The organism is Alteromonas macleodii (assembly GCF_903772925.1).
Classification (GTDB): domain Bacteria; phylum Pseudomonadota; class Gammaproteobacteria; order Enterobacterales; family Alteromonadaceae; genus Alteromonas; species Alteromonas macleodii_A.
Genome location: NZ_LR812090.1, coordinates 3819282 through 3841729, shown reverse-complemented (window position 1 = coordinate 3841729; position 22448 = coordinate 3819282). Strand labels below are relative to the sequence as shown.

Genomic DNA, 22448 nt, shown 5'->3' with positions numbered 1-22448 from the left:
CCTGTCTTTTTTATCTTACTGATATCGTTACATTATTTGTGGGGATACCTCAGACTCTGACCCCTTTATTTTTTTGGGTTATGCTTCGGTTTGTAGGGATTGCTTTTTTAGCGTTTCTATCATGTGTTCACGCATTTTAAACTTCTGTAGCTTGCCTGTTACTGTCATTGGGTACTCTTTTACTACACTGATGTATTTAGGCACTTTAAAGTAGGCAAGTTTTGATTTTAAGTAGTCTCGTATTTGCTCTTCATCTATATGCCTATCGTCCTTTGCTTTTATCCAAAGGCACACTTGCTCGCCATACTTATTATCGGGTATGCCGAACACAGCTGCGTCGGATACATCGTCATGTTGGTACAGCACCTCTTCGATTTCTCGTGGATAAATATTTTCACCCCCGCGAATGATCATGTCCTTTATTCTGCCTACTATAGTGACATATCCTTCTTCGTCCATTTCGCCTAGATCGCCAGAATGAAGCCAGCCTTCAGCGTCTATGGTAGCTTTAGTTTTAGCTTCATCTCCCCAATAACCTTTCATTACGCAATAGCCTCTTGCACAAATCTCACCTGGCTCTCCGATTGGAACCGTACTGCCTTGTGCGTCGATAATTTTTACTTCGGTATGAGGCATAGCTCGGCCGACTGTTTTAACCTGTTTTTCAAATGGTGAATCAATATCGGTAATATGATTGATAGGGCTGCATTCTGTTTGACCGTAACCTATAACGACTTCGGTCATATGAAACTTACTATGGACTTTACGCATTAGTTCCTCAGGACATGTACTTCCTGCCATAACGCCTGTTCTCAAGCTCGATAAATCGAAGCCTCCAAAGTTAGGAAGCTCTAGCTCTGCGATGAACATGGTAGGCACGCCGTGCAAGCCTGTACACTTTTCTTCTTCTACTGTGCGAAGCGTTTGTTCAGGGTCAAAAGACTCCCCAGGAAATACTGCGCATGCACCAGATGCTAAACAGACTAAGTTGCCCAACACCATTCCAAAGCAATGATAGAGCGGTACGGGAATACAAAGCTTGTCTTGGTGCGTAAATCTCATAGCTTCTGATACTAATAAACCATTATTTAATATATTACGATGAGTGAGCGTTGCGCCTTTCGGGTTACCCGTTGTGCCTGAGGTGAATTGAATGTTGATGTTATCATCAGCATTTAGCGTTCTTTCTATGTCTTTTAACTGCGATTTTAAAGCTTCAGTAGGCTCTACTTGCAGTTTTGAAAATGCCTGTAAGCCGTCTACAGACGTTTCACCGATAGTATATACATGTTTAAGAGAAGGGAGCTTCGAGAGCGATAGCGCCGCGTCCGTTTGACTCTGTTCGTCAGAATCTAGTTCAGGAGCTAGCTCTTTCAAAATGGCGATGTAGTTTGAGTGTTTAAAAGACTGTGCCATCACCAAGTGCTTTACCCCGACATTGTTAATAGCAAAGGCTAATTCATCTGGGCGGTAAGCTGGGTTAAGACATACCATGATCGCGCCAATTCTTGCCGTGGCCATTTGTACAAGTGACCACTCGATGTTATTGGGGGACCATATCCCAACTCGATCACCAGGCTCTACGCCATTGGCCAGTAAACCACAGGCCACACGTTCTACTTCATGCCAGTATTGCTGATAGGTCCAGTGAATACTCTGATGTTTTACGATGATCGCTGGGTTATCGCCATAATTGTCGACAACCTTTTTGAAGTATTGACCTATTGTGAGTGATGTAAGTTCAGCATCACTAGGACCGCTAAACTCACTTTTTTGAAGTGGAAATACAGTGTTTAACTGTGTATTTGATTCCATTATTCCTTGCCTCCATGCGCGTACGCATATGATTTAAATGTGATTTTGGATAATCGCCATCATGATTTTGAAATCGAAGTACACAATAGCGACCTTTGCGCTAATTACAGAATGCGCAATTGTGCAAACAAAATATTTAACCTTTATTAACAATATGGTTGCAAATGCGTTTTGTCGACAAGATGTTGGTCGTATACGGTGCTGTTCAACGAAAAATATTAGCGTTTCGTCGCAGACCATTTATTAGTGGGCGAACTGGTGAACTTAGTGGGGTTGTATTTTTTGAGGGAAAATAAAAAAGCCCCGCACTTTAAGCGGGGCTACATAGTTGGGAATACTATGAATTACTTAATTTAACTATTCTGATTCAATCTCTTCAAAATAGGTACGGTATTCCATACGAGTTATGTACGAATCTCCGTCTTCATCCATTGAGTCAAAGTCGCCTTCAACGTCGGCCATATCTAGTTCCTTCTTACTAATCTTACCATCGCTATCCATATCGATTTTAGTGAACTTAGTATTGGCCGTTGCAGACATCTCAGTGCGCAACTCTTTATTCTTTTCTGAAATCATTTCGTTATCAGCTTTAGAAAAAAGTGCTGGATTGCCTTCTTCAGTTAGTACAGCGTCTGTTGTACCTTCAGTTTTTACCTGCGTGATAACCTCGTCACTGAACATAGATGGTTTTTCGTCAACAAATGAATTAAATTCTGCGCGGCTAACCATACTGTCGCCGTCAGTATCCATTTTAGATACTAATTTGCTGTCGATAGTACCTGAGGATTCTGAACCGACTATGTAGCCATTACCATCTTGATCGAGCGCATTAAAGCTCTTAGAAATTTTTTCTTCATGATGCCCTGCGAATGCTGACGCAGAAAGTGTAGCTGCAACAACAGCACTAGTAATCATACTTAACTTTGTGATCTTCATAATCAAATTCCTTCTGTTTCTCTTTGCGAACACGGGCTATCAATTGCCCTAATCACTAAATTGAACGCATGTTGATTGAAGTTAATACTTCGCACAAACCTATTTAGCTACTCACAAATATCTTATTCACTTGTCGTGCCAACGAGCTAAGTTATTGAAAATATTTGTAATAGCTAAAGTTTGAAATAGATTCAGAGTGTAATGCTTTTGTTAATTTGTCACGAAGCCTGAAAGATCTTCATACAGATAAACATAATTAAAATAAGGAAAGTTGAGCGTTAGCTATGCGTTCAAAGCTAAGGGATATCATTGGCAATATACTATCAGCAATGGGTTTTATCTGTTTCTCTATATAGTGGTCATAGTCAAGCGGCGCAGAGATTGTTTCCAGCGTTTGTGGCCCTTGAACGGTAATTACATAGGCTATGGAAGTATTAGATTGGTAGCGAAGTGGTAAACCCTGTTCTTCAAATAATTTGTCGGCCCGTCTCGCCGCTTTAACGTGAGGGGGAAGAGATTTCACATACGAAGAAAGTGGCTTTCTGAGTCGCTTTTTATAGACCAACTCTTCATCCATCTTTCCCGCTTTTACTGCGTTTAGCGTTTTATTGATGTACTGCTTTACAGGTTCATTGGTAAAGACTCTTTTGTATAGTTCGTATTGGAAAACTTTAGCAAGTACTGTCCAATCCGAACGCACGTTCTCTAAACCTTTAAAGATAAGCTCACCGTCTTTCATCCCTGCGTAGCGTTTTTTACTACCTTCAGAAGAGCCACGAATTGTTGGCATAAAGAAGGTAGAAAAGTGAGATTCGAACTCAATCTCCAAATGGCAATCAATGTCGAACTGAAGCTTAAGTAACTCAGTCCATTTTTGGTTAATAATTTTGGCAAGCTCGCGACCTGTTTCAGAAGGTGTACCTAGTGCAGTATTTCCTTCAACATGCACAAAAGTTGAATCGGTATCACCGTAGATAACTGTATAGCCCAATTCTTCAATCCAACTCGCGGTGGTTTGCATGATCTCATGCCCCCGCAATGTAATTGAACTCGCAAGACGAGGATCGTAAAAAGGACAGCCTCCGCTACCAAGTACTCCATAGAAAGAGTTCATTAATATCTTAATCGCTTGAGAGCGTGGTGCGTCTTTCTGTTTTTTGGCTTCGTCGCGCTGAAGCCATAGGTTTTCAATGATAGAAGGCAAGAAATGTGATTCACGGCTAAATACTGCACCCTTGAAGCCTTCTATAGCGGTTGATGGAGACTTAAGCCCTTCCGCAAGCCCTAAAGGGTCGATTTTGAACGTTCGAATAATAGAAGGGTATAGGCTTTTAAAATCGAGTACTAAAACATCTTTGTACAAGCCAGGTTGGGAGCGCATGACATAACCGCCAGGACTAGCTAAACCGCCATTTTCAGGCCTCACTCCTGCGACATACGACTTGCGATGTAGCTTGGGCAAATAAACGTTTAAAAACGCCGCTACCGAGCCTCCCGGTCGGCTCATATCTAAGCCGGTAAGAATGCTGCGCAATGCCAGAAAATCAATAAACTGGGTTTTATCCTGAATGCGGTTTACTAGTTCGGTGTCTTTAAAGTTGTAGTTCGCGAGGGCAACAGGATCGCTATGATAAAGGTGTTTTATCGCTTCAAGTTTGTCTGCCGCTTGAATAAGCTTGTTTTCACCAAGCAGTTCTTCGGAAACATGGTCAAGGGAGAAGGACTCGAATTGATAGGTCATGGTTTTAAGTGCTTCAATACCATCAATCACGCATCGTCCAGGTACATCAACGAGTGTCTGATCTTCCCACTGTCTTACTGAAGCCTCTCGGCCATGGCGGCCAATAGCATAATTGAGCGAATTTGCCTTAGCACGGCGGCCCAACACAGCCATATCAAATTGCTTAACATTCCAACCCAAAATAATGTCTGGGTCGTAGGAGGTAAGGTGTGAAAAAAAGGCTTCTAGCAGTTCTTTCTCAGACCCAACCGTAATGAGCGTGTATGGACTGTCTTCTTGCTCCTGTAATGTCTGCCCAATAAAACTCGGTGGGCAAACAAGCAGCACTACACTTTTTTCTTCACCTGCGAGTGCGATGCTGAAAAGCTCTTCGTGTTCATTACACTCAATATCTATACTTAACGATGTAAAAGTAGTTCTGAAATGGCATGGCCTAATCTGCGCATTTTCTATAACAAGTTGTGACGCATCATCGACCACTTTTGGAGTAACGAATTCCACTGCGCCATACACAAAGCGCTCCATCAGATAGCGATCGGCCACCCGAATATCGGCTTCATACAATACAATACTTTGCTCTTGAGCGCGTTGACGAAGCTGATGCATTTGCGATTCAGTGGCAGTTTTAACCGTAGCAACAGGTACTTGCTCTAGTGTGTAAAAACCATCTTCTGAAATAATGATCTTAGCTGGAATGCGGCCAGCAATGTCGCGCAATGCCGCACATTGTTCAAGGGGCACAAAGCAAGTGGGGTTTTGAGGCGACGATATTAATCTAGCGGTGTTATTGGCGGTTTTAACCCAGAGTTCAACATATACTTTGCCTCGCTGAGTAAACGTACTTTTGTTGAGTATGAACCCTTGCTGTATTACTGGGGCTGACATGAATTTGTTTTTACTAACCGCTTCTTTAATGGTGTCAATGTATTAGGAAAGCCCTAAGTGCGTGGACGCTGATCGAATTTTTATAACCACCTATAACCAGCATTTTACGCATTCAGTGAAAAACGCAAAAGGTACAAAATACGTGGGCTATCAACTTCAACAACCATAGTATAGCGTTTGTTATCACCAACTCCTATAGATCTCTATTCGACAGATATGTTTGTTTTTGTTAACAGAGCGAGTTAGAACGAGACTTGTACTAATTATCTTGCATGAAATCGAAGGTATCAGACAAATAAGATACTGCTAAGTTTACGCACAAACATTATCGAGTAATGTTTTATCGACTTACGGTTTAATCAATACTTGGCGATCGTAACTACGCTACTTTAGCAGCCATTGGAAACCGTGGAACGACTCAGTGAATATTAAAAGATGCAGGCTAGAAAAGGTGAGGGCGATATGGAGTATCTATACGACAAACAGGTAGAACCGGGCGAGCTAATTGAAGTAGCCGATGGCGTACTTTGGCTAACTATGCCCCTTCCATTTGAACTCGATCATATAAACCTGTACTTAATTCGCGGTGAAGGCGGCTGGGTGGTAATTGATACTGGTATTGGAACATCTACTACCAAATCGCTCTGGAAGCGTATATTTGAACAATTAGATGCACCAATTGTAGGTGTCATTGTTACGCATTTACATCCAGATCACGTGGGGTTAGCAGGTTGGATAGCCGATACATATAACGTACCCTTTTATATGACCCAAACCGAGTATTTCACTGCCAGAGCCTTTGCAGCAGGCAGAAACGGTGCTACTAACGCAAGGGATGTACAGTATTACCAACGGGTAGGACTTGATGAATCAATGATTGCAAAGCTGACCTCTGGCGAGGGTAATGGTTACAGCAGTGTTGTCTCGCCACTTCCCATAAGCTATACCCGTTTAAAGCATGGCATGACATTATCGCTTGGCGATAATGAATGGGTGATTATGATTGGGCGCGGCCACTCTCCCGAACACGCTTGCCTTTACAATGAAAAGAAAAATATTCTTATCTCTGGCGATCACATTCTACCGATCATCACACCCAATATCGGTGCTTATTCAACGGAGCCTGACGCCAATACTTTAGCTGATTACCTGAACACCTTGCCCCAATTTAAAAGCTTGCCGAAAAATACAACCGTGTTACCCGCACACAAACTTCCCTTTATTGGTCTCCACGAGCGGGTAGACTCACTCATTGCGCATCACCACGAGCACCTTAAAGCCTTGTTAAACGCTTGTGAGAAACCTCAGACGGTAGTCGAGCTTTTACCCGTTATGTTCAAGCGCAAACTTTCAAGCCGTAACATGGTGTTCGCTGTGGCGGAGTGTCTGTCTCACCTTAATTACTTAATAAATGAAGGGGATATTTCGCGTACACTAAATGAGGACGGTGTGTATATATTTAAGGTGTGCGTAGCGAGTAAACTAGCGGGCTGAAGAAGATTAATAGCCTAATGACTCAAGGCGTTAATAGGTATTTTTTATCGTAGCATATCAATGAGTATCTAAACTGTCTGAGAGTCTTCCGTTTCGCTTTCCTCGCTTGACGGCGGTGGCGCTGCTGGGGCTTTAGGTATCGTAATCTCTACAACAGTGCCTTTTGCTTCTTTACTGCTAATGGATATTTTACCCTGGTGTTGTTCTATGGCGGTGTAAGCCACAGAAAGGCCCAACCCTTGACCTTGACCTTCAGGTTTGGTGGTAAAAAAAGGTTCGAACACGCGTTTTAAGTGTTTGGCTGGGATACCGCAACCTGAGTCCAGTATTTTAATTGTTACTGATTCAGCGGCATCAATGATGGTGAGTTTTATGAAGCCTTTATCATCTATCGCTTGCGCAGCGTTTATCACTACGTTCATCAGGGCTTGTTTCAACGGCCCTGGATTCCCCATAACCTCCACCTTTTCTTGCTCACATTCAATTTTATATAGGGGAGCGCTGTATTGAGCGGAGATGAGCGTGATTAGCTGATTACATATGGCGCATATATCTACTGTTTGCATCCCTTCGGCAGTTTCTAGTGAGAAGTTTTTAAGGTTCTCGACAATATCTTTTACCCTTGTAAGCCCTTCAGTAGACTCTGCAATTAGCTCGGTGATATCGTCTTTCAGTAGGTCATAGTGATTCGACTCGAACAAGGCATCAATTTGTTCTCTTAGCTCGTCGGTGAAGTGTTCAAGTTGACCTTTAACACCGTCACATATGGCAAGAAGGTGTGATGCGTATTGATCTAGCGTATTGAGGTTCGCATTTACAAAGCCAATTGGATTGTTAATTTCATGAGCTATCCCTGCTGCAAGTTGTCCCGTAGAGGCCATCTTTTCAGCTTGAATAAGCTGGCTTTGGGCGGTATCGAGTTTGCGAATGAGCTTTCGCTGCGCTTCGTGCTCTTTTTTTAGGGCTTCGGAAAGTTTTTGCTGGGCTCTGAAATAGCTCGCTTGAGCGGTTACATCTTGCAAGAATATACAGGCTAAACGCTGCCCGGTTTTTTTATCTTTAATAGGCAAAATTTCCATATTTTGGTACATCTGCGTCTCTTCGCCCGTAATAGGCCGAGAGCTTTTGAACGGAAATATATGCGGTCTTTGCTCCCAATAGCTAAAGCTTGGGTGCTGTAATACGAATACCGACTTTAGCCTACGCTTAAGGAACTTACCTTGCCCTTGAAACAACTCAACCACAGGCGTGTCTTTATAACAGTCGCGCATTTTGTGAGGGAGACGATCTAAAAAGAAGTCGTTGAGATAAACGACGTTAAAGCTTTCATCGACTACACCAATTCCGACAGGTAACTTACCTACCAGCTGTTCAAACATTATGCGAGTAACTCATCCAATGTGTTTTTCATGCGAGCAAGAGATTCATCGTCTAAACAAAACACAACGCGCATGCTAAATGAGGAAATTGCGATAACGAACTGTACTTCCATCACCAAGCTATGCTGCCACTGGAGCTCATCAAAGTTCGCTTTATCGGGTAAAAACAACGTAGGCATGTTTAAGTTGGTGGTAAGCTCTAACTGATCAGAAAGGCCAGCTAAACATGCGCCCGCTAAGATATTGCAAAGCTCCAGAATGATTTCTTGAATATCTTCCTTACTTAACGGTTCGTCGTAATCCATTAGAGTAGCAACTTCACTCAAACCTGCTTGTGACAGCACGGACATGACTTCACCGTGCACATCGCCTAAGAAAGACTGACGGGTATAAAAGGCATCTTCGGTTTCAAATAAAAGGCTATAGAGCTGAGTTGGCGTGACGGCTGAAATTTTAGGTATAGAAATGTCGATTTTTGTTTCAATAAGTTGAGCGAGCGAGTTCGCGGCTTGCCCCATCGAAATATTTAACAGTTCTTGAAGGGCATCTCTTTGCTCTTCATCCAGTGGTAGTACGATACTCATAGATACCCCAGCTCAAACAGTGCCATGGCCAACTCTTCTTTATCTAAGGGTTTGCGAAGAAAACGCTTAGCGCCTAAAGACATCACAATTTTTTGCTTTTCCGGCTGAAAATCAGCACTTATTACAATAACGTTTGGCATGTTAGACTTTTCATGTAAATGCTCTAACACGCCAACGCCGTCTACCTCGGGCATGGTAAGATCTAAAAGAATGAGCGCAAATTCGTTTTCGCAGAGAGCATTTATTGCCTCTTGTCCGTTTGTTGCTTCAGTTATCTCGTATTCTAAATCTTGGGGAAGCGAGCGTATAACACTACGCCTCGACAACTTGGAATCATCAGCAACTAGTACAGAAAGTGACATTTACAGCCTCCTTGAATGGCATTTAACGTGATGCCTTTTTAGTAAAGTATGTGCAACTTTTGCGTTACTGCAACAATACCTTTGAAAATATTATTGCAGTCATGCTCTACATGAGAACTTACAGAATTGAGTATATGACAAAGGTGACTTTTGTGCGTATTAGACTTTTAGTTGAATTAGAAGGCTGGTGCTTAGGGGGGAATGAAGAGGGCTAGGCATGTATCTAAGCTGACACATGCCCCTATATTTTTAGCCTTTTTGCATTGCATACATTTTTTCTAACGCAGCTGGCATTGCATCGACATAACGTTTAACGTCAGCTATTTTGCCCATGCTTACACGAGACCAATTATTGTAAGTACGATAAATGCCTCGGATAAGTACGTCTTTTTCAGCCATAGCTTGTCGAAAATACTCGGCATTGCCATTACCAAGATTAACAAAGATAAAGTTAGTACTAGAGGGTAAGGCTGTCAAACCATTAGCCTTCACAGCGTCCATAACCATAGATTTACCTTCATAAATTTTTTCTTTAGAAAACGTTAAAAAGGCATCGTCATTATAGCTCGCTATTGCGGCTGCTAGGCCCGCTTGGTTCAATGTGTAGCCGCCCATACCAAAGCGATTAATCCATTCAGTATTTTCCTCAGATGCTATTAGATAGCCTACTCGCATACCCGCTAAACCATAAATCTTCGAGAAGGTTCTCGCAACGATGACGTTGTGGCCAGCTTTAACAAGCGGGATCATTGAATGCTTTGGTGGCTCTTCGATGAGTTCGTTATAGGCCTCGTCAACTAAAACAAGTGTCTTTTTCGAGGCTTTGATACAAAATTCGCGAAGTTTATCTGGATCAAGCACTTTACCCGTGGGGTTGTTAGGGTTACAGATATGTACCATACCGATAGAGTCATCAATAGCGGCATACATGGCGTCAAGGTCAATGTCGAGATCTGCTGTATTAGCAATTCTTACTATTTCAGGCGCACCTTGTTTCTCAGGTGCTTTTGAGGTGGTGTCCCAAAAAAGATCCGGACCAAGAATCTTACCGTTTTTACTGGCAGCAACGGCTGCGTAGGAAAGAATTGGGCTAGACCCTGCGCTTAGTGAAATATTCTTACGCGTAATGCCATGACGCTCGGCTATCATATCTAACAGGGTCATCGCTGCTGGATAAGCGTAATAAGCACCTCCTTGAGCAGAGGCCTGAGCAATGGCATCCAACGCTTTGGGGCTAGGGCCGAACGGATTTTCGTTAGCGTTTAGTTTCGCTACGCCAGGTTTTGGGCCATAAATCACCGATGCCGCCTCATTTGCTGCAGCACTTGAAGATTGAGCGCTAACCAAGTTACTAAAACCTGTTGCTCCTATGGCTGATGCTGCTACCGAGCCACCTAAAAATAAACGTCTTGAACGGTTATAACTCATAGATATTCTCCTTTTTATTTTAAATGGCTTTATAGAACATTGCGCTTGAAACAATGACGAGATAAATGCCAAACAATCGCTTTAGCTTTTTTTCACTAAAGTTATGCGCCATCTTCGCTCCGATAGGTGCAGTAAAAATTGCGCCTATGCTGATAGCGATGAGCGCTGGAATGTTGATGTAGCCAATAGTGCCAACAGGAAGAGATGCCGTGTCTGGATGCTTCATAAATAGAAAGCCGATAGCACCTGGTAGGCCGATGAGAAATCCAACGCCGGCAGCGGTAGCAACAGCTTGCTGAATAGTGCGTTGGCACATCACCATTGTTATGACGGTTGGCGTGCCTCCCCCTATACCAAGTAATGCAGAGAAGCCGCCCAATACAAATGCTAGTACCGCTTTGCCTATGCCTTTAGGCATATCGAAAACAAGGCCGGGACGTACAACAAATTCAGGGAAAAGAAAATATACAGAGTAAAGCAGTACACCTGCAGCGAATACTACGGTTAAGCCATTCGCACTAGAGTTATTCGCGATTAATAGTCCTCCGCCCACACCAAGAATAAGCCAAATACTCCAAGACTTAAGGATGTCAAAATCAACGGCGCCTTTGGCTCGGTGCGCCATAACAGAACGCGCGCTAGATACGACAATTGATGCCAATGACGTACCTATTGCAACTTTCACTAGTGATTCAGAAGGGGGAGTAAAGAAAGGAAAAACAGCGAGTAGGGCAGGAACAACAACAAAGCCTCCACCATTGCCGAATAGACCTGCGGTAATACCAGCAATGGCACCGGTTATACACAAGGTAACTACAAACCACAGTAGTTCTATTTCCATCAGTTTTCTACCCCACACAATACAGCTTTAAACATTGAATGACCTTTTAAGTTTTACTTATATACAGTTATTTAAAAACGCAAACACCGGCTTACGCCGGTGTTTGTTAACCCGGGTTAGAAACGAGCAGCTAACCGTGTGTAATAGTACCCACCCTGCCAGTCGACTATCGAGCCAGAGTCATACAGCTCGCCACAACAAGCGTCTCCGTTAGTACTCAGATCTGGGTAGTTATCAAATAGATTTCTGACACCCACTGAAAGCGTAAGGTTTTCGCTAATTAGGTAAGAGCCTTCGATATCAAACATAAATTCGTCGCCGAAGGTTTGAATGCTTGTTGGATCCACACCATCATTGCTCCCCGCGTTTTCGTATTCGCCGAAATAGCTAAGGCGAGCTACCGCAGACCATACGTCGTAACTGTGAGTGACTGAGAACACACCGCGCATTTCAGGTCGGCTATTTTCAAAATCGAACTGATCTTCTGCGTCTAGATATTCGCTGGGGTCAGAGTCAAACTCAGTTTTATTATAGTTAACCGAGCCGGTTAAAACGGTTGAGCCATACTTGGATTCCATCTTGTATGTAGCTACGACATCCAAGCCCTCTGTCACTGTATCGAATGCGTTCTGGAAGAAGAAAACACCACCGATTGACTCAGCGCCCGACACGTTTGCTCCAGCAAGGGCTAAGTAATTCTGGTAAGCATCATAACCATCAGCATCTGGGTCGGTTACCACCGTTGTTGAGACATCACGTGTGGATACAGAGTAAAGGCGGTCCTCTAATTTGATATTGTAGTAATCTACGGTAAGGGTTAAATCACCATAGTTGGCCGTCATACCTAATGTAAAGTTGGTCGACTTTTCAGGTGAAAGTTCTTCTGCACCAAGTGCCTGCGCAACTTCGCCGCCAGCAGGGAATAAGCCCGTAGCTACAGGGAAACCATCAGGCAGGCGAGTTGATACGTTAGTTGTACCCTGCTGACCTGGGGTTGGCGCTCTGAAGCCTGTACCAAATGAAGATCTAAAACCTACATCGTTGTTTAATTGATAAAATGCCGCGACTTTGTAAACTACTTCAGAGCCAAAATCTGAATAGTCCTCATAGCGTAATGCTGCTTGGGCAAATAGCTCGTCAGTAATGTCTCCCGAAATGTCTGTGTACACCGCATAAGAATCACGTTCATATGAACCTGAATAGTCAGGTGAGTAACCCGGGAAACCGTTAGAACCTACGCCAACTACTGTATAGACAGCATCATCTGGGTCAGCACAATTTAATGTTGAACCGTTTGCAATAACGGCTAGTCCTTCGGCAGTAGCGGTAGTTCCGTCACAAAAGCCATACGGGTCAGAGGTAGCGTAAGGGCCTGCAAAATATGAGCTTACCTCACCTTCAGAAATTTCATAAGACTCGTCTAGATAGCTAGCTCCAAAAGCGAGTACGTACTCACTTAGGTCATAGGTAAAATCAGCTTGAATTTGGGTTTCTTCGTTAGTTAAATCGCCAGGCTCAAACGACGTAGGCGACTCATTGCCCAAAGAAGGGTTAATGGTATTTGCTAGCGTGTAAGAAATTTCGTTGTTGCCGTAACGACCACTGATATCGTAAGTAAGATCACCCGACATGCCTTTTATGCCACCCACCATTGAATAATCAGTGACATCACCAAAGAAACGCGGTGTAAACCCGCCAGGGAAAAACTCTGTAGGATTCCAAATAGAACCGTCTTCAAGACGGATATCTTCAATAGTCCCGTTGCCAGGGTAGCGATAGTAGAAAGACCCGTCACCTTCGCTTTCGGAATAGTTACCAAAGGCATAGAGTTCAGCTTCAGCGCTTAGCGCGTATCCCGCGTTGAAAAAGACGCGTTTTCCGCTGGTATTAGGTTGCCCCCATGGTTGTACTACGTCTGAACCATGCACACTGTTGGCCATAGCGGTAGCATCAGCGATGTACTCGGCTGATTGCTCGTCTACACAGAACCATGGTTCACAATATTGTTCGCCTCTATAGGTCGCTTCACTATCTGAGTATTCGGCTGAAATGCTGAAGAATCCATCGTCACCAAGGGCGAAACCTTTGTTTCCTGTAACGGTAATCTGGTCGCCATCACCTTCATAGTAGCTACCATAATCAATGGTGAAAGAGCCACCCTCAGTATTGTTTTTAAGTTGGAAGTTAATTACCCCTGCGATGGCATCCGAACCATACTGAGCTGCCGCACCGTCTCGCAATACCTCAACACTTTGGATTGCTGCTGTAGGAATAGTTGCGATATCTGGACCCTGAGTACCAGAGCCACCAATTGAAACAAGCGCTGCTCTGTGACGGCGTTTAGAGTTCACCAAAACCAAGGTTTTGTCTGTAGGCATGCCTCGAAGCGTCGCAGGACGAATAAAGGTGCCGCCGTCTGAGATAGGCTGTCTGCCAACCGAGTAGGAAGGTACAAGGGTCATTAGAACGTTGTTCATGTCGGTAAACGCAACGGCTTCAACGTCTTCTGCGGTTAAGACGTCAACGGGAACGGGCGAACTTGTCACTGAGCGCGGCGCACCACGAGCGCCAACAACGGCTATACGCTCTAAGTCTTTAGCTTCTGTAGTTTCCTCGCTGGCTTCTTGTGCCTGTACTAGCATTGAGGTAGTGAAAAGGGTTAATCCGGTAAGTGCGTAACGTACTGCAGTGTGGAGTTTCTTTTGATTCATTAGTGTTCCCAATCGTGCTTATTGCTACTTAATTTATGAATGCAGATTAACTGGATCTGCACTCTTTCTAGGCACGCACGAGCACCACATTGATGCATACACATCTTGTAATTGTTATTGTGTAACTCGTGTACAGGGACTAGGCTAAAAACTCTTTGCCGCTGGTGGAAGAAAGAAGAATATTCAGGGGTATAAGAAAAATATTGACCCCTTCGGAAACTCACGGTTTTCTTGGTATTAGACTTAAGTAGCATCTAATGTGAGATTTTTTTAACCCATCTGTGGGCGCTTTTATTTACATCTTTGCTTCATATAACCTATTGGAATGGCATATACCTTGCTGACTTCAGATGCAGTTACGCTGGGCTATTCTCTATTGCCTTCCAAAAGGGGGTTAAGTGCACTCTAAACAGCTACATTACTTTATAACCACAGTACAGCGAGGCAGTATTGCTGCGGCGGCAAGAGCCCTAGATATTGCTCAGCCTGCTATTAGTCAGCAACTTGCAAGCTTGGAGCGAGAAGTCAAAGCAACGCTGCTAGAACGAAGTTTTTCGGGTATAAGCTTAACGCCCGCTGGAGAAGTATTTTACAAACACGCAGAGAAAATAATGGGTGAAATTGACAACGTGAAATCAGCGTTGCAAGCATTTCAGGGAGAACAGCAAAAAGTAGTAAAAATAGGAATGCTTCCGTCAATTGGCAACGTACTTTCCCTGCCGTTATTAACTGAAATAACGAGTAATCATAAAGCGTTGAAAGTAGAGATCAGCACTGGGCCTTCATACACCATCAACGACTGGCTCGAATCAAAACAGGTAGATATTGCTTTAACTTATCAACAGGCGATAGAACCTAAATTTATGAGCGTGACCCCTCTTATTCAAGAAGAGCTACATCTCGTTTTTACTGGTTCCCCAGCTTATCCCGAGTACGCCAACCTTAAAGATAAATCAATGATAAAATTCTGGGAAATAAGTGAACTACCTCTTTTATCGCCCGGAAATAAAGATGCACTTGGTCAGCTTATTGCTGATTACGAAAAAGCTACAGGAGTGAGCCTTAAGCATGATCTTGCATATTCTGGGCAGTTGATGACAGGGCTAAGGCAAGTAATGCAAGGGGAGGGGGTAATGATATTGCCCACTTCAGCTATTTTTCATCTGAAAGAGTCAGGCCTGGTTTCTACCCTGAAAATCACCCAACCTGAAATGCATCGAACTGTGCTAGCCGCTACAAACAAACAGAGAAAAGCTACGCACGAATATCAGCAAGTTATCGATATCATTCGAAAAGTGGTAGCAAAGGAGAATGCGCTCAAACATTGGTGCGGTACCCTAGAGTTTGCGGCGTCATCCTTTGTGGCGAAATCAGCATAATCGAGAAAATCCCACTTTTCATTTATTGAAAATAGCATTTTCGCTTACGCTTCAGGTAGAACAATATCTACCAATACGGGTAAATGATCGGACAACACCTTAGTTTTTTCGTTCTTTAGTTTCCTACATGACTTTACCTTAATATCTTCAGTTACCCAGACGCGGTCGAGAGAAAATACAGGGAAGTTGCTAGGAAACGTGGCACCAATTTTCTGTTGCAATAGCAAATCATTTAATGCCTTAAAGGCCTTTGAAAAAAACTGCCATTCGTTAAAATCACCTGCTAGAAATAGCGGCGTTTGTTTTTCTTTTAAACGCCGCGACAAGTGCTCGTGGAGCAGAGAAAACTGCGAACGACGCTCAAGTTTCTTGAGCCCTTTGTGGGTATTCACCACCGTCAGAGGCGTTTTCTCAGTCTTTAATTCAACAATCTGCACGTTTCTTGGCTGTCGACCTGTTTGACTCACATCTATGGTGTCGTGTTCCAACACATCAAAACGGGTTAAAATTGCATTGCCATACCACCCATCAGATTCTCTAATTGCTGGGGAGGGAATCAATTTAAACGTATTGCCAGCGCAGATGTCTTTTACATCTTGCGCTGTATCTCGTTCGGGAGGGCGCGTATCCATTTCTTGAAGCAAAACCACGTCAGCACCGCTGTTCGCAAGAAACTGCCCAATACGTTTGTAGTCGTGCTTTTTATCCCTGCCAACTCCGCTATGGATATTGTAGGTAACTATGCGGCACATTTTTCAGACTCATCCTTACAGTTGTTACTGCCTTCTTCCGTTTCGGTATTAGCCTCTTTTCGAGCTTGATAGTAGCGCGCGAATTTTTGCGACCCCCAAATCATCAAGCCCCATAAAATAATGCCTCCCACTAGGTAGCTTATGGTTTTAACGGATGGATTCTGCCAAATTTGCGCAATTGAGTCGCCGACTAAGCCTTTGGCTATCATTGGAGGGAACATGCCTAAAAACGTACCTACTAAAAATTGGAAAATACCGATAGATGAAATGCCGGCGACTAAATTCACCAGACTAAACGGAGCGATAGGCAACATTCGAATGGCTGCTACGCCAACCACGCCACTGCGTTTCAACTTTTCATCCACTGCGGCAACCTTTGGCCCACCAATCTTCCTAAGTCCTGCGTTACCCGATAGCTTGCCGATACCAAACATAATTGCTGAACTCATTAGCGCGCCCATAATGCCGTAAATAGGCCCCCAAATTGGACCAAAAATAGCGGCTACTGCTAGAGATAGTACGGTTACCGGGAAGAACAAAACGCCGCCGACTACATACACGAGCAAAACAGTTGGAAGGGCAAAATAAGTACCTCTACTTTTTTCTAAAAAGGCGTTGATGCTGTCTGAGCTTAACCATGGAATTGACTGGCTGGCCCAAAACATCAGCCCGCCAAGTACCGCAATAATGGCAATGCCAATTAAAATCATTATGCTGCGACGCTTGGGGTTACGAGCAGGTAGCGCGTCACCATCAAATGTAGGTACTGAAATAAGCGGTTCTTCTGGGTCTGATAAGGCTCGAAATACATTTTTAACCGAGTGCTCTGTAAATACTTCGTCGCGAACTTCGGTAAGCACATAACCATGTGCTATTTGATCTTGCATCAATGCTTCAACAGGGTACTGGCTGTTAAATATCTCCGGCATCGCATCTATATCACGACCTGTATGCTCAGCAAGTAGGTCGTTTCTCACTTGCTCTATACACGCTTGGTTGTCTTTACTATTGCCGAACAAAACCGTATCAATTTCAGTGTCGAGGGTCATTGAACGGTTACTTAGGTTTGAAGACCCAATAACAAGATACTTGTTATCAATGGTCATCACCTTAGAGTGAATGCGTTTGTATGCTTTTCGCCCCTGCATGTCTTCTATTGAAGAGTAAGTCAGCTTTACTCGTTTGGGGTCTATGCCTTTTTCCAAAATCGCTTTGAACTCAATGCGGCTAGCCCAAAACGCCTCACATTCAAACTTACCTTTAGGTTCGTAAGAACTAACAATAACAACGGAAAGGCTTGGCTTTAACTTAAGTTGCTTATTAAGCGCTTCAGCGATTTCTTGACGAGTTGTGAACTGATTTTCGATATAGATAACCGACTCTGCTTCGCCAATTAAGTCGAGTAGCATATGACGTACTTCTTGCGCTGGCTCTGCTTCATCCATAAATGGAATGGTTCGAGCAAGCGCACACTCTACGTTTTCAAAAAGTGGAGGGTAGTCTTCTGGCCATGCTTCAGGCAAAGGCGCATTGTCATCAATACGCGCATCTTCACGAATATTAATAGGGGTGTCTTCAGCTACTCGCTGCCATCTCCATCTAACAAGTTGTGCAAAGTCGGCGACGACAGGCCCGCTTGAAACCATTTGAACATCGTGTAACGGACCGTACTCGCCGTCGGGACCATCTCTTTCCTCGGATACCACGGGGTGATCTCGGGTATCCCAACGGTTAGTCGAAACATCCATACCGCCTGAAAAAACAAGTTCGTCATCAATAACTACAATTTTTTGATGCTGGCTGCCGCCCATTGGAATGGTATCGTCTAGCTCTGTTTGAACATTGTCAGGCGTTTTCTCTTCCCACACTTCTTTTGCCCACATTTCACGTTGAGCGAAGAAGGCCAAAGAAGAATCCCAGCGCAGTAAGTAAATTTTGATGTCTGGGTTTTGCTCTGCTTTCCATTTAAGCAGGTCACTGATAACACTCGGTGCTTCGCTGTTAGCTTCATCGTCACCACGTAATAACCGAATGCGACTGTCTATATCCCAACCAACAATAAAAATACTGTGTTTGGCTTTAACAATTGAGCTATGCAAGGCTTTGTAATAGTTTCCGCAATCTATCAGAGGAGTAGAGAAACGAGCTTTGTTCTCTACCCAACAGTTTTGACCTGGTTGGAATATACTTTTGCCTGACTGCATGTTTTGTACCTGCTATTCATTTTATTAATCTAAAAGTGAGGTTGCAGAATTCATACCTGCTGGTGGATACTTTTTAATGATTTCAATAGCTTGATTTATAAAGAGATATTTGTTTTTTTGGCGGAGGGCATTATGTAAGGTGTGTAGTAAAATGTAAGATTTTCACAACCTAGGAAGTTTCATCGTTATCGTTTAACTGAACTCAGAGATTTCAATGTATATTGCATTAACAAACTGTTTGCTTGCTGGTATCGCCTTACGTTGCGCGAAGCAGAACATCAGAAAATGTTCCATTTAAAGTAGTAACAGTAACCAATTTCTAACAGAGGCAGAAAGTTGATACTGGGATAAAAGAAAGCCTGCGTGAAAAACGCAGGCTCTACTTGTTAATATAGAAATTTAAATTCGGGTAGGTCTTCTATTTAGAAGCGATATTCTACACCGATGCTCGCTTGCTTAAGATCGGTTTCAAAGTCCGTGTCGTCGATATCATCAAACGCTTCGTCTGCGTCTAGTTCTGTATCGTATACAGTGTATTCGGCGTTCACTAGGAAGTTGCTAGTAACTGCATAGCTTAGACCTGCACCCACGAAAAGGCTTTCGTCATCGTTGTCACGTGAAACACCCGCAAAGTTGTATTCTGTCTCAGACCATAGCTGACCTGCTTTAGCATAAAGAGAGAAGCGTTCGGTTAGCGGTAGGATACCTTTAATAGCGGCTGTATAACCATCCGTCTCAGCACCTGCAATATCGTTACCGTAGTCACCAAAATCGATATAGCCACCTTCAATAGCGACCCATTCGTTAAACTTGTAGCCTACAAGACCTTGCCATACGTCTTTGTCATCATCGAAATCATCTTCGCCTTCAACGCGCAGGTAACCGTAATTACCACCTACATAAAAACCACTGTCTTTTGCTTCAATTTGATTTGATTGAGCGTGTGCGCCGAACGATGCCATCGCGCTGATAGAGGCAACAGTAGCAAGTCCAGTAAGTGTTTTAAGTGTGTTTTTCATAAGTTCATCCTCATTACTTCTTAATAATTCATCGACTTCTCACTTGAAGCCGACGTGTCCTGATTACACACTTTCTGTTTCAACTGCTGTGCCATGGTAGAAATTTCAGTGTTCATTTCAAACTAGAGCAAAATTTACAGGAGTGGTCGCATAATTGTTTGTTATTTATGCATTTTAGATTTGTATTAAAAACCACTGCCAAGCACCATAAGAAAATTTTTCCTAGAGTCTGAAAGAGATTCATAAATACGCGTTGCGACTAGAAATACTTCGACTATATTTTGAACACCAATAGCGCCAATAACAGAATACGTTTTTAAGTTGTTGAAATATGGAAGATTTATATTGATTGGATTTTCCAATCACTTGAATTCATTTTATCAACTGTAAATATTGCGTAAGCGTGTCTATCTTTTAACGGCTTATGAGGTAAACAAAATGTTAACGGGCGGCGGCGCTTTAAGTGCTTATCGCTTAATAACTAAAACAAACTCAGATGGGAAAAGACCATGACTTTAAATAGGTTTAAAAAAACTACGTTATCGGCACTAGTGGCGCTTTCGCTAGGCGCATCAGGTGCTATTGCTAATGATCAGATCAGTAAGCCCGCTGGTGCTAAAGGCACAGGGATGACTAAAGCATTCCAACCGAAGACGAATCAGTTTTGGTGGCCTGATCAACTTGATCTCTCTGCGCTTCGAGATCACGACAACCGTTCTAACCCGCTAGGCGAGGATTTTAGCTACGCTGAAGCTTTTGCCAAACTTGACCTTGATGAAGTCAAAAAAGACGTAAACGAGCTGCTTACTACGTCTCAAGATTGGTGGCCAGCAGACTTTGGCAATTACGGTCCTTTCTTTATTCGTCTTTCTTGGCACAGCGCAGGTACCTACCGTACTTTAGACGGCCGCGGTGGCGGTGATGGCGGCCAAATGCGTTTTGACCCATTAAACAGCTGGCCGGACAATGGCAACCTAGATAAAGCTCGTCGCTTACTTTGGCCAATCAAACAAAAATACGGTGAAAGTTTATCTTGGGGCGACTTGATGATCCTTGCCGGTACTGTGGGTATGGAAAATATGGGTTTCGATACCTATGGCTTTGCTGGTGGTCGTACCGACGATTGGGAACCTGATATGGTGTATTGGGGTCCGGAAGTGGAAATGCTAGCTAGTGACCGTGAAGAGCGCGACGGCAAGCTTCAGCGTCCTCTGGGTGCTACGCACATGGGCCTAATATATGTTAATCCTGAAGGTCCTAAAGGTGTACCTGATCCAATGGGATCTGCGAAAAACATTCGCACTGCATTTAGTCGCATGGCGATGAACGATGAAGAGACTGTAGCGCTAATCGCTGGAGGTCATACATTCGGTAAAATGCACGGAGCACACAAGCCTGCTGATTGTCTAGAAGCTGAGCCAGGTGGCGCAGGCTTAGAAGAGCAGGGACTAGGCTGGAAAAATAACTGTGGAAAAGGCAATGCTGAAGACACAGTTACCAGTGGTTTAGAAGGGGCGTGGACACAATTGCCGACTAAATGGACAAGCTTATACCTTCAAAACCTACTTGGTTTTGAGTGGAAGCAAACCCGTAGTCCAGCCGGTGCTATTCAGTGGGTCCCTACTGATGAATCGCTTCACAAGTCAGTGCCAGATGCACACGTGGAAGGTAAGAGAAACCCTCCTGTAATGACCACTGCTGACCTTGCGCTTAAGTATGACCCTGAGTATCGCAAAATTGCCGAACGCTTTTTGGCAGACCCTAAAGAGTATCAAACGGCATTCGCTAAAGCATGGTTTAAGCTAACACACCGTGATATGGGACCAAAAGCACGTTACCTAGGTAACGATATCCCAGAAGATAACTTTATTTGGCAAGATCCTGTGCCTAAAGCTGACTACAAAACGATCTCTGATAAAGACGTTAAAAAGCTTAAAGCAGACATCTTAGAAAGTGGTCTAACGGTTCAGCAGCTTGTAAAAACAGCGTGGGCAGCGGCGGCAAGTTTCCGTGCATCTGACTTGCGTGGTGGTGCCAATGGTGCACGTATTGCGCTAGAACCACAAATGAGTTGGGAAGCTAATGAGCCAGGGACAGTAAAAGCTGTAGTGTCTAAGCTTAAAGAGCTACAGGAAGACTACAACTCGCGCATGTTCTCTAAGAAGAAAGTGTCACTTGCCGATTTGATTGTTATTGGTGGTGCAGCAGCTATCGAAAAAGCAGCGGCTGACGCGGGTGTTGAAGTAACCGTACCTGTAGTTCCAGGTCGTACAGATGCAACCCAAGAGCAGACAGACATTAACTCTTTCTCTTTGCTAGAGCCGACAGCTGATGCGTTTAGAAACTACTACAACGCTGAAGCCAGCTATCGTTCGCCGACTGACATGTTGGTAGACAAGGCTGAACAACTGAACCTGACTGTACCTGAAATGACCGTATTATTAGGTGGGTTACGTTCACTAGGGGCTAACGTAGGTGATGCCAAACACGGTGTATTCACTGACAAAGTAGGCACGCTTAATAACGATTTCTTCGTAACCCTACTTGATATGGGTGTTAAGTGGAGAAAAACTGATAACCCATCGGTATATGAAGGCGTGAACAGAAGTACAGGTGAAGTTATGTACACAGGTACTCCTGTAGACCTCATCTTTGGTTCAAACAGCGAGTTACGTGCTGTAGCCGAAGTTTATGCTTACGACAATGCGAAGAAACGTTTTGTTGAAGACTTTGTGGATGCATGGACTAAAGTGATGACGCTAGACCGCTTCGACTTACGTCACGACCTAAATGCCAGCCTAGGTAAATAGGTAAATAGATAGAGCGAGTCTGCTATCGCGAACTTCTTAGCGATAGTATCAAAGTTTAAAAGGGCGCTTCGGCGCCCTTTTTCTACGCTGAACTCACAGCTACTTTAT

Annotated in this window: 15 protein-coding genes; 3 read left to right on the top strand and 12 right to left on the bottom strand. The window is 43.7% G+C overall.

Annotated features, from left to right (window positions below):
• Positions 1 to 78 precede the first annotated feature (78 nt).
• From PCAR9_RS16460 to PCAR9_RS16450, 3 genes are all read right to left on the bottom strand, one after another.
• Complete coding sequence (locus PCAR9_RS16460; RefSeq protein WP_179984548.1) at positions 79 to 1815, bottom strand: AMP-binding protein; 1737 nt, start codon at positions 1813 to 1815, stop codon at positions 79 to 81.
• A gap of 357 nt (positions 1816 to 2172) precedes the next feature.
• Positions 2173 to 2751 (bottom strand): EF-hand domain-containing protein, encoded by a 579-nt coding sequence (locus PCAR9_RS16455; RefSeq protein WP_179984547.1) that lies wholly within the window; start codon positions 2749 to 2751, stop codon positions 2173 to 2175.
• Positions 2752 to 3007: 256 nt separating this feature from the next.
• Positions 3008 to 5377, bottom strand: coding sequence for a DNA polymerase II (locus tag PCAR9_RS16450; RefSeq protein ID WP_179984546.1), 2370 nt, complete (start codon positions 5375 to 5377; stop codon positions 3008 to 3010).
• A gap of 462 nt (positions 5378 to 5839) precedes the next feature.
• Here PCAR9_RS16450 and PCAR9_RS16445 point away from each other — a divergent pair, with 462 nt between their 5' ends.
• Positions 5840 to 6871 (top strand): MBL fold metallo-hydrolase, encoded by a 1032-nt coding sequence (locus PCAR9_RS16445; protein ID WP_179984545.1) that lies wholly within the window; start codon positions 5840 to 5842, stop codon positions 6869 to 6871.
• 68 nt (positions 6872 to 6939) lie between these two features.
• Here PCAR9_RS16445 and PCAR9_RS16440 read toward each other — a convergent pair whose 3' ends face one another.
• From PCAR9_RS16440 to PCAR9_RS16415, 6 genes are all read right to left on the bottom strand, one after another.
• The gene (locus PCAR9_RS16440) at positions 6940 to 8250 is read right to left on the bottom strand and encodes a sensor histidine kinase (RefSeq protein WP_179984544.1); all 1311 of its coding nucleotides are present in this window, start codon (positions 8248 to 8250) and stop codon (positions 6940 to 6942) included.
• Complete coding sequence (locus PCAR9_RS16435; protein WP_118492212.1) at positions 8250 to 8834, bottom strand: chemotaxis protein CheX; 585 nt, start codon at positions 8832 to 8834, stop codon at positions 8250 to 8252. The genes PCAR9_RS16440 and PCAR9_RS16435 overlap by 1 nt, the downstream gene beginning before the upstream one ends.
• On the bottom strand, positions 8831 to 9196 hold the full coding sequence (locus PCAR9_RS16430; RefSeq protein ID WP_179984543.1) for a response regulator: 366 nt from the start codon (positions 9194 to 9196) through the stop codon (positions 8831 to 8833). The genes PCAR9_RS16435 and PCAR9_RS16430 overlap by 4 nt, the downstream gene beginning before the upstream one ends.
• A gap of 249 nt (positions 9197 to 9445) precedes the next feature.
• Positions 9446 to 10624, bottom strand: coding sequence for a pyridoxal phosphate-dependent aminotransferase (locus tag PCAR9_RS16425; protein ID WP_179984542.1), 1179 nt, complete (start codon positions 10622 to 10624; stop codon positions 9446 to 9448).
• A 19-nt stretch (positions 10625 to 10643) separates the two neighbouring features.
• Entirely contained in the window at positions 10644 to 11465 is an 822-nt protein-coding gene (locus tag PCAR9_RS16420) for a sulfite exporter TauE/SafE family protein (protein WP_179984541.1), read from the bottom strand.
• Positions 11466 to 11581: 116 nt separating this feature from the next.
• Positions 11582 to 14176 carry a TonB-dependent receptor plug domain-containing protein gene (locus tag PCAR9_RS16415; RefSeq protein WP_179984540.1) on the bottom strand — a complete coding sequence of 865 codons (2595 nt, stop codon included), beginning with the start codon at positions 14174 to 14176 and terminating at the stop codon, positions 11582 to 11584.
• A 398-nt stretch (positions 14177 to 14574) separates the two neighbouring features.
• Between PCAR9_RS16415 and PCAR9_RS16410 the strand changes: the two genes are divergently transcribed.
• On the top strand, positions 14575 to 15555 hold the full coding sequence (locus tag PCAR9_RS16410) for a LysR family transcriptional regulator (RefSeq protein ID WP_179984539.1): 981 nt from the start codon (positions 14575 to 14577) through the stop codon (positions 15553 to 15555).
• 44 nt (positions 15556 to 15599) lie between these two features.
• Here the strand turns inward: PCAR9_RS16410 and PCAR9_RS16405 are convergent, their stop codons facing one another.
• From PCAR9_RS16405 to PCAR9_RS16395, 3 genes are all read right to left on the bottom strand, one after another.
• Positions 15600 to 16307: an endonuclease/exonuclease/phosphatase family protein gene (locus tag PCAR9_RS16405; protein ID WP_179984538.1), complete on the bottom strand. Its 708-nt coding sequence runs from the start codon at positions 16305 to 16307 to the stop codon at positions 15600 to 15602.
• Positions 16295 to 18511: a VTT domain-containing protein gene (locus tag PCAR9_RS16400; RefSeq protein ID WP_179984537.1), complete on the bottom strand. Its 2217-nt coding sequence runs from the start codon at positions 18509 to 18511 to the stop codon at positions 16295 to 16297. The genes PCAR9_RS16405 and PCAR9_RS16400 overlap by 13 nt, the downstream gene beginning before the upstream one ends.
• 422 nt (positions 18512 to 18933) lie before the next feature.
• Positions 18934 to 19530: a porin family protein gene (locus tag PCAR9_RS16395; protein ID WP_179984536.1), complete on the bottom strand. Its 597-nt coding sequence runs from the start codon at positions 19528 to 19530 to the stop codon at positions 18934 to 18936.
• Between the two features lie 509 nt (positions 19531 to 20039).
• Here PCAR9_RS16395 and katG point away from each other — a divergent pair.
• Entirely contained in the window at positions 20040 to 22340 is a 2301-nt protein-coding gene (gene katG / locus PCAR9_RS16390) for a catalase/peroxidase HPI (protein ID WP_179984535.1), read from the top strand.
• Positions 22341 to 22448 lie beyond the last annotated feature (108 nt).

What these genes read in the sequence shown, in the direction of transcription:
- PCAR9_RS16450 (WP_179984546.1), bottom strand. Translation starts at nt 5,377, where the DNA reads ATGTCAGCCCCAGTAATACAGCAAGGGTTCATACTCAACAAAAGTACG.
- PCAR9_RS16460 (WP_179984548.1), bottom strand. Translation starts at nt 1,815, where the DNA reads ATGGAATCAAATACACAGTTAAACACTGTATTTCCACTTCAAAAAAGT.
- PCAR9_RS16435 (WP_118492212.1), bottom strand. Translation starts at nt 8,834, where the DNA reads ATGAGTATCGTACTACCACTGGATGAAGAGCAAAGAGATGCCCTTCAA.
- PCAR9_RS16395 (WP_179984536.1), bottom strand. Translation starts at nt 19,530, where the DNA reads ATGAAAAACACACTTAAAACACTTACTGGACTTGCTACTGTTGCCTCT.
- PCAR9_RS16440 (WP_179984544.1), bottom strand. Translation starts at nt 8,250, where the DNA reads ATGTTTGAACAGCTGGTAGGTAAGTTACCTGTCGGAATTGGTGTAGTC.
- PCAR9_RS16455 (WP_179984547.1), bottom strand. Translation starts at nt 2,751, where the DNA reads ATGAAGATCACAAAGTTAAGTATGATTACTAGTGCTGTTGTTGCAGCT.
- PCAR9_RS16425 (WP_179984542.1), bottom strand. Translation starts at nt 10,624, where the DNA reads ATGAGTTATAACCGTTCAAGACGTTTATTTTTAGGTGGCTCGGTAGCA.
- PCAR9_RS16420 (WP_179984541.1), bottom strand. Translation starts at nt 11,465, where the DNA reads ATGGAAATAGAACTACTGTGGTTTGTAGTTACCTTGTGTATAACCGGT.
- PCAR9_RS16405 (WP_179984538.1), bottom strand. Translation starts at nt 16,307, where the DNA reads ATGTGCCGCATAGTTACCTACAATATCCATAGCGGAGTTGGCAGGGAT.
- PCAR9_RS16400 (WP_179984537.1), bottom strand. Translation starts at nt 18,511, where the DNA reads ATGCAGTCAGGCAAAAGTATATTCCAACCAGGTCAAAACTGTTGGGTA.
- PCAR9_RS16445 (WP_179984545.1), top strand. Translation starts at nt 5,840, where the DNA reads ATGGAGTATCTATACGACAAACAGGTAGAACCGGGCGAGCTAATTGAA.
- PCAR9_RS16430 (WP_179984543.1), bottom strand. Translation starts at nt 9,196, where the DNA reads ATGTCACTTTCTGTACTAGTTGCTGATGATTCCAAGTTGTCGAGGCGT.
- PCAR9_RS16415 (WP_179984540.1), bottom strand. Translation starts at nt 14,176, where the DNA reads ATGAATCAAAAGAAACTCCACACTGCAGTACGTTACGCACTTACCGGA.
- katG (WP_179984535.1), top strand. Translation starts at nt 20,040, where the DNA reads ATGACTTTAAATAGGTTTAAAAAAACTACGTTATCGGCACTAGTGGCG.